The 7,815-nt window shown below is 74.4% G+C and carries 8 protein-coding genes; all 8 read left to right on the forward strand.

What is annotated here, in order from left to right:
* Position 1: 1 nt before the first annotated feature.
* Positions 2 to 673: a class II aldolase/adducin family protein gene (locus BLS70_RS20285; protein ID WP_218122523.1), complete on the forward strand. Its 672-nt coding sequence runs from the start codon at positions 2 to 4 to the stop codon at positions 671 to 673.
* On the forward strand, positions 670 to 1,641 hold the full coding sequence (locus BLS70_RS20290; protein WP_091771674.1) for a cyclase family protein: 972 nt from the start codon (positions 670 to 672) through the stop codon (positions 1,639 to 1,641). Before BLS70_RS20285 ends, BLS70_RS20290 begins: the two co-directional genes overlap by 4 nt.
* Positions 1,638 to 2,612, forward strand: a complete 975-nt coding sequence (locus BLS70_RS20295) for a carbohydrate kinase family protein (RefSeq protein ID WP_176946512.1) — start codon at positions 1,638 to 1,640, stop codon at positions 2,610 to 2,612. Before BLS70_RS20290 ends, BLS70_RS20295 begins: the two co-directional genes overlap by 4 nt.
* Positions 2,609 to 4,885, forward strand: coding sequence for a penicillin acylase family protein (locus BLS70_RS20300; protein ID WP_091771678.1), 2,277 nt, complete (start codon positions 2,609 to 2,611; stop codon positions 4,883 to 4,885). The genes BLS70_RS20295 and BLS70_RS20300 overlap by 4 nt, the downstream gene beginning before the upstream one ends.
* A 48-nt stretch (positions 4,886 to 4,933) precedes the next feature.
* On the forward strand, positions 4,934 to 6,352 hold the full coding sequence (locus BLS70_RS20305) for an amidase (RefSeq protein ID WP_143030471.1): 1,419 nt from the start codon (positions 4,934 to 4,936) through the stop codon (positions 6,350 to 6,352).
* Positions 6,353 to 6,377: 25 nt separating this feature from the next.
* Positions 6,378 to 6,968, forward strand: a complete 591-nt coding sequence (locus BLS70_RS20310) for a TetR/AcrR family transcriptional regulator (protein WP_091771682.1) — start codon at positions 6,378 to 6,380, stop codon at positions 6,966 to 6,968.
* Between the two features lie 141 nt (positions 6,969 to 7,109).
* A complete protein-coding gene (locus BLS70_RS20315) occupies positions 7,110 to 7,616 on the forward strand; it encodes a SigE family RNA polymerase sigma factor (RefSeq protein WP_091771698.1) in 507 nt (168 codons plus the stop codon).
* Positions 7,613 to 7,815: hypothetical protein (locus BLS70_RS20320; protein ID WP_143030472.1), on the forward strand; the 203-nt coding region annotated here is incomplete at its 3' end. The genes BLS70_RS20315 and BLS70_RS20320, both read left to right, overlap by 4 nt.

Raw genomic sequence — 7,815 nt, forward strand, 5'->3', positions numbered from 1 at the left:
CGTGGCCACCGACGCGGAGCGGCGCGCGGCCGCGGAGAGCCTGGTCCGGTACGGGCGGCGGATGAACCCCGACGGCCTCGCGGTCGGCCCGGCCGGGAACCTGAGCGTGCGCCTGGACGACGTCGTCGCCATCACCCCGTCCCAGATCCGCTACGACGAGGTCACGCCCGAGTCGATCTGCTTCGTGACGATGGACGGGGAGCACGTCGGGGGCGAGGGTCGGGTCTCGTCGGAGACGCCCATGCACCTGGCGGTCTACCGGACGACGCGGGCGGCGGCGGTCGTGCACACGCATTCGCCCCGGGCGGTGGCGGCGTCGACGGTGGTGGAGGAGCTGCCGGCGATCCACTATTCGATCCTGCGGGCCGGCGGCGGCCCGACCATCCGCGTCGCGCCGTACGAGCGGTTCGGCTCCGACGAGCTGGCCCGGGCGGCCGTGGTGGGTCTGGACGGGCGCACCGCGGTGCTCCTGCAGAACCACGGGGCCATCACCTACGGCCGCGACCTGGCGGAGGCCTACGAGCGGGCCCAGCTCGTCGAGTGGCTGGCCGACGTGCACCTGGCCGCGAGCGGGTTCGGCTCCCCGCGCATCCTGACCGACGAGGAGCTCGGCCAGGTCGCGTCGGAGTCGGCCCGCCGCCGGTACGGCTCGGCGGCGGGGACGACGCGGTGAGCGACCGGACCGACGGCGGGATCCCGCCGTACGACGACCTGCCCCGGGACGAGGCCGGCGCACCGGTCGGCTGGGGCGTCTTCGGTGCGGGGGACACCGTCGGCAGGATGAACCTGCAGTCGCCCGAGGCGGTCGCCGCGGCCGCGCAGTCCGTCGTCCGCGGTGCGGTCTTCCCGCTGAACGCGCCGCAGGACCTGTTCGACCCGCCGCTGTACGGCCGCGGCGCGATCCGGCACACCCGGCTGCCCAGCCCCGGGGGCACCGGCTTCGACGACGTCTACGACAACTACTACCCGCAGGCCTCCAGCCAGTGGGACGCGCTCTCGCACGTGGCGTACCGGCCCGACGTCTTCTACCAGGGTGTCTCGGCCGACGACGTCGCGCGCGAGGGCCGCAACGGCATCGAGGCGTGGGCGCAGCGCGGCATCGCCGGCCGCGGCGTTCTCCTCGACGTCGCCCGCGCGCTGGAGGCAGCGGGCCGGCCCGTCGATCCCGGGTCCAGCACGGCCCTGACGGTGGACGACCTGGAGCTGGCCCGCCGCCAGGCGGGGGTGGAGTTCCGGCCCGGCGACGTCGTGCTGCTCCGCACCGGCTTCGTGGGGTGGTACCGGCGCCAGCACGAGCGCGCGCGGCAGGCGATGGCCCGCGGACGGCTGACGGCGGCCGGCATCGAGCACACCGAGGCGATGGCCCGCTACGTGTGGGACAGCGGCGCGGCGGCGTTCGTCAGTGACGCACCGGCGCTGGAGGTGTGGCCGCCGGACCCCCGTCCCGAGGCGGCGCCCTTCGGATTCCTGCACAACGTCCTCATCGGGCAGTTCGGACTGGCGATCGGCGAGCTCTGGGAGCTCGACGCGCTTGCCGAGGACTGCGCCGCGGACGGGCGCCACGAGTTCCTGCTCTGCAGCGCGCCGCTGCACGTCACCGGTGGGGTCGGCTCCCCGGCCAACGCCCTGGCGATCAAGTGACCGGCGACCGGGAGAAGGCACCGCGGGTCGCCTGCGTGGGCATCTACATCCTCGACGTCCTGGGCCGGGCGATCGACGTGCTGCCCACGACGCAGACGGCCGTGATCATCGACGAGATCCGGATGACGGTGGCCGGCACGGCCGGGGGAACGGCGGTCGACCTCGCCCGACTGGGCGCCGACGTGCTCGCCGTGGGCGCGGTGGGGCCGGACAACGTCGGCGCCTTCGTGCGCACCCTGCTGCAGCAGGAGGGCGTCGACGCGGGCGGCCTGGTGGTCAAGGCGGGCCAGCCGACCTCGGCCACGATGCTCCCGATCAGCAGCGCCGGCGTCCGCCCCGCCTGGCACGTGCGGGGCGCAAACGCCGAGCTGGGGCGGGCCGACCTGCCCTGGGACGCCCTCGCCGACGTCGACGTCCTGCACTACGGCGGGGTCTCGGCGCTGCCGGGGCTCGACGGCGACGCGTCCCGGGAGCTGCTCTCCTACGCCCGGGCGCACGGTGCGATCACGACAGCCGACTGCCTCGGCGTCAAGCGCACCGACGCGCTCGCCACCTTCGCCGCCTCCCTGCCGCACGTCGACGTCTTCATGCCCAACCGGGACGAGGTCGCGCGGCTGACCGGCCTGTCCTCGCCGCAGGACGGCGCGCGGGCGCTGCGGAACCTCGGAGCGCACGCCGTGATCGTGAAGATGGACGCCGACGGGTGCTTCGGGGTGAGCGCCGAGGGTGAGTTCTCCCTGCCGGCGATCCCGGGCCCGGTCGTCGACTCCACCGGTTGCGGGGATGCCTTCTGCGCCGGGGTGATCCGCGGGCTCACCCTCGGCCGGTCGCTGGAGGAGGCGGCCTGGCTGGGCATCGCCTCCGGCACGCTCACCGCCGGCGGCCTGGGCTCCGACGCCGGCCTGCGGGACCTGGACTCCACGCTGGCCTTCCTCGCCGACCGCCGGCCCGATCGAGCGGAGCGGCCATGAGCAGCGGTCCGGGGAGCACGGTCCACCTGACGGGCCTGGTCGACGAGGTCGAGGTGTACCGGGACGAGTGGGGCATCCCGCACGTCCGCGCGCGCTCCTCCGACGACGCCTTCTTCGCCCAGGGGTACGTGCACGCGCAGGACCGGCTGTTCCAGATGGATGCCGCCCGCCGGAAGATGGAGGGCCGCTGGGCGGAGTGGGTGGGGCCGGCGGGCGTCCCGGCCGACACCCTCGCCCGGCGGCTCGGGGTGGTGGCGGCCTGCCGGCGCGACCTCGACGTCGCCGACGAGGAGACGCAGGCGATGCTCACCGCCTACGCGGCCGGGGTGAACGCCCACCTCGCCGGCCTGGACCGGCTGCCGATGGAGTACGGGCTGCTCGGCATCGAGCCCGAGGCGTGGGAGCCGTGGCACAGCATCGCGGCGATGCGGCAGCGCGGCTACCTCATGGGCTCCGTCTGGTTCAAGCTCTGGCGGGCCGCGGCGGTGCGGGCCATCGGCCCCGGGCAGGTCGGCCTGCTCCGGTACGACGATGGCGGTTCGGACCGGCTGTGCATCCCGCCCGGCGCCGACGCCGAGCGCTGGGTCGCGACGCTGGAGTCCCTCGCCCCGGCGCTGGAGGCCATGGCCGCGCTGGCGGACGCCGACGCCACCGGCGGAGGCAGCAACAACTGGGCGGTGTCCGGTACGCGCACCGCCTCGGGCCGACCGCTGCTCGCCGGTGATCCGCACCGCGCCTTCGAGATGCCCGGGATGTACACCCAGGCCCACCTCGCCTGCGACTCGTTCGACGCGATCGGCCTGACCGTCCCGGGCGTGCCGGGCTTCCCGCACTTCGCGCACAATGGCTCCGTCGCCTGGTCGGTGACGCACGCCTTCGCCGACATCCACGACCTGTACGTGGACCTGTTCTCGGACGGTGCCACCCGGTACCGGTTCCAGGACGCCTGGCGTCCCACGAGCGCCCGCACCGAGCGGATCCTCGTCGCGGGCGGAGAGCCGGTCGACATCCAGGTCGTCGAGACCCACCACGGCCCCGTCGTGGCGGGTGATCCGGCCTCGGGCGCTGCGCTCACCCTGCGGTCGATGCAGTTCGCCGAGACCGACCGCTCGTTCGACTGCCTGCTGCCCATGCTCCGGGCGCGGACGTCCGCGGAGCTGTTCGACGCCTGCGAGGGGTGGGGCCTGATCGACCACAACCTCGTGGCCGCGGACACGACCGGCAGCATCGGGCACCTCGTCCGCGCCGTCGTCCCCCGGCGTCCCCGGCTCAACGGCTGGCTGCCGGTGCCGGGCTGGACGGGGGAGCACGACTGGGACGGAATGGTCCCGTTCGAGGCGATGCCGCGGACGTCCGACCCCGCCCGCGGCTACCTCGCCACGGCGAACAACCGGGTGGTCGCGGACTCCGCGGACGGCGACTACCTCATGACCGACTGCCATCCCTCCTACCGCGCCCGACGCGTGGAGGACCGGCTGTCCGAGCTCCCGCAGGCCACGGCCGAGGACATGCGGGCGATCTCCTCGGACGTGCAGAGCCTGAGCGCTCCGCTGTTCCAGCGGGTACTCGCGACGGCGGACGTGCCGGACCCGCGGTGCGCCGAGCTGCGGGATCTCATCGTGGACTGGGACGCCCGGATGGGCGCGGACTCGCCGGCCGCCGCGGCCTACACGGCCTTCCGCTGGGCGCTGGCCGGGGTGCTGACCGAGCGGTCCGGGCTGGGCGGCGCGGCGAGCGATCCGGTCGTCGTCCCGATGCAGCCCAACGTGGACGCCACCAACCAGCTCTGGTGGGCCCTCCCCGGACTCGTCCGGGCCGACGACACCTCCCTGCTGGGCGGCTGGACCTGGGCGCAGGCAGTCGTCGAGGCACTGCGCCGCGCGGTGGACGTGGTGGACGGCGCGCCGTGGGCCGACCGGCACCCGGTCGCGTTCTCCCACCCCCTGGCCGGCGCGTTCCCTGGTGAGGCGGACCGGCTGAACCCTCCCGGCGCGCACGTGGGCGGGGACAACGAGACCGTGCTCGCCAACGGCTGCTACTCGTCGACGGGGACCCGGGCCGTCTACGGGGCGGTGGCGCGCTACGTCTTCGACGTCGGCGCCTGGGACAACAGCTCCTGGGTCGTCGTCACGGGGGCCTCCGGTGACCCGGACGACCCACACCACCTGGACCAGCACGAGCGCTGGGCGGCCGGCGAGACGGTCCCCATGCGCTACGACTGGACGGCGATCGCGGCCGCGGGGCGACTCACCGTGCTGCGCCCCTCCGACTAGACCTCACCCCCGCCGCCGGATCCGTGCGGCACGACGACAGGAGTGACCGTGAGCGACGAGCTGTGGGCGACGCCGGCGACCGAGCTGGGCCGGATGATCCAGGCGAAGGAGGTCTCGCCGACCGAGGTCCTCGACTCGGTGCTCGGCCGGATGGACGCCGTCGAGCCGGAGGTCCACGCGTTCATCACCGTCACCGACGACCTCGCGCGGCAGGAGGCGGCGGCCGCCACCGAGCGGGCGCAGCGGGGCGAGCGGATCAGCGACATGGACGGGATCCCGTACTCCATCAAGGACCTGGAGAACACCGCCGGCATCCGCACCACGATGGGGACGCGCTTCTTCGCCGACAACGTCCCGGACACCGACAGCGTCGTCGCCGGCCGGCTCCGCTCCAGCGGCGGCGTCCTGCTCGGCAAGACCAACACCCCGGCCTTCGGCTGGAAGGACATGGCCGACAACCAGGTCGCCCCGACGACGGTGAACCCGTGGGACACCTCCCGGACGACCGGGGCGTCCTCGGGCGGCGCCGCCGCCGCCGTGGCCGCCGGGATGGGCCCGCTGGCGCAGGGGTCCGATGGCGCGGGCTCCATCCGCATCCCCGCGGCGCTGTGCGGGGTCGTGGGCTTCAAGCCCTCGTTCGGGCGCATCCCGGTGCACCCGATCCGCGAGTACTGGGCGCATCGCACCCACATGGGGCCGCTGACCCGCACGGTGGCCGACGCCGCGCTGATGACGTCGCTGATGGCGGGGAACGACGACCGCGACCCCCTCTCGCTCACCAGCGACATGGGGGAGTTCGTGCCGCTGCCGCAGTCCGACCGGCCGCTCGCGGGGCGGAGGATCCGCTGGAGCCCCGACCTCGGGTACGGGGCGGTGAGCGCGGAGGTGGTGCAGATCGTCGCCGAGGCGGTCTCGGTGCTGGAGGAGCTCGGTGGCTCGGTCGAGGCGAAGGCCCCGGGCTGGGAGGACCCCAGCCGCTTCCACCGCGTCATCTACAGCAGCGGGCTCGCCGTGGGTGTCGGGCCGCTCGCCGATCGGGAGCCGGACTGGCTCGAGGACGACCTGAAGCGGCTGATCGAGTACGGCAGGTCGCACTCCGCGGTCGACCTCAAGACCGCCGAGATCGAGCGAGGCCGCCTCTACGACGCCGCCCGGACGCTGTTCGAGGAGATCGACCTGCTCGTGACGCCGGCCATGCCCCTGGAGGCGTGGTCCGCCGAGCCGGGCCCCGGACCGCAGGAGATCGACGGGGTGCGGCTGGGCGCGCGGGGGCGGTCGTTCCTGCTCAACCCGTTCAACCTGACCGGGCAGCCGGCGATCTCCATCCCGTGCGGCTGGACCGAGGCCGGGTTGCCGGTGGGCGTGCAGATCGTCGGCCGGCGCAACCAGGACATCGACGTCCTCCAGGTCGCGCACGTGCTCGAGCAGCGCCTCGGGCTCGGCGACCGGTGGCCGGCCCTGACCTGACGGTCGTCCAGCGAGGGAGGACGTCGTGCCGAAGATCGTCGACCACGACGAGCGTCGCCGGTCGCTCATCGAGGCGACCTGGCGGGTGATCGCGCGCGAGGGCATCGCCAGCGCGACCACCCGCGGCATCGCCCGGGAGGCCGGCTGCTCCAGCGGGGTGCTGGCCCACTACTTCGCCGACAAGGCCGAGCTCATGGCCTCGGCCATGCTCGCCGCGCACGCCGAGGTGCACGCCCGGCTGGACCCGGAGCTCACCGGTCTGGCGTCCGTCCGCCAGTACATGCTCGAGTGCCTTCCCCTGGACGAGCGGCGCCGGTTCCTGGCCGTCGTTGAGGTGAGCTTCTGGGGGCAGGCGGTCGGCAACCCCCGGCTGGTCGAGCTGTACGCCGACGAGGTGCAGGGGTTCCGCGGCAGGATCCGCACGCGGCTCGCGCAGGCGGCCGAGCAGGGGGAGCTGCGGCCGGAGGTCGACGTCGAGGCCGTCGTCCACGAGCTGCACGTCCTGAACGACGGGCTCAGCCTCCAAGCGGCGCTGTCCCCGCACGGCGCCCCGGCGGAGCGGCAGACCGCCCTGGTGGACGCGATCCTCGACCGGATCCGCGGCGCCGGCCCCTGACGCCTCGTGCGAACCCTGATGGGGGACGTGGTGTCCCGCAGCGAGATTTCCCGCCAGGCTCTCAACCTCAGCGCTGCGACCGAGCGTGTGTAGGGGTAGCGGCGCACCCGGCGCGGCGCTCGACGGGAGGGTGTCGTGGCCATGGAGAGCGAGGCCGGGTTCGCCGACTTCGTCGGGCAGTGGTCGCCGGCGTTGCTGCGGGTGGCCTTCCTGCTGACCGGTGACCGGGGGATGGCGGAGGACCTGCTGCAGACGGCGCTGCTGAAGACGTCGCGCCGCTGGTCGAGGATCGCCGACCACGACGCCGCCTATCCCTACGTGCGCCGGGTGCTGGTGACCACCTACGCGAGCTGGCGACGCCGTCACCGGGTGAGCGAGGTGCTCACCGACCGGCTGCCGGAGCAGGCGACGGCGGACGACGTCACGGCCCCCGGCCGGGCCGTCGCGGCGCTGGACGGGCTTCCGCCGCGGATGCGGGCGGTGATCGTGCTCCGCTACTACGAGGACCTGTCCGAGGCCGACACCGCCGCAGCCCTGGGTTGCTCGCCCGGCTCGGTGAAGAGCCAGGCCTCCCGCGGACTGGCCCGCCTGCGCATCGAGCTGTCCCCCGCCACCGATCTGGTGAGGCACCGAGAGGACGCGCCATGAACACCGACGAGCTGCGCGAGGCGCTGCGTCGCGACGCCGAGCTGGCCGGCCGGCCGCCCACCGACCTGGTCCCACGGGTGGCAGGCCTGCGGCGGCGCAGCACCCGCCGCCGGGCCGGGGTCGTGAGCTGTGTCCTCGCGATCGCCGTGGCGGTGGGTGGGCTCACCATCCTCGACGGCGCACGGGAGCAGGACCGGGG

This window comes from Blastococcus aurantiacus (genome assembly GCF_900102425.1).
Taxonomy (GTDB): Bacteria; Actinomycetota; Actinomycetes; order Mycobacteriales; family Geodermatophilaceae; genus Blastococcus; species Blastococcus aurantiacus.

What these genes read in the sequence shown, in the direction of transcription:
- BLS70_RS20315 (WP_091771698.1), top strand. Translation starts at nt 7,110, where the DNA reads ATGGAGAGCGAGGCCGGGTTCGCCGACTTCGTCGGGCAGTGGTCGCCG.
- BLS70_RS20300 (WP_091771678.1), top strand. Translation starts at nt 2,609, where the DNA reads ATGAGCAGCGGTCCGGGGAGCACGGTCCACCTGACGGGCCTGGTCGAC.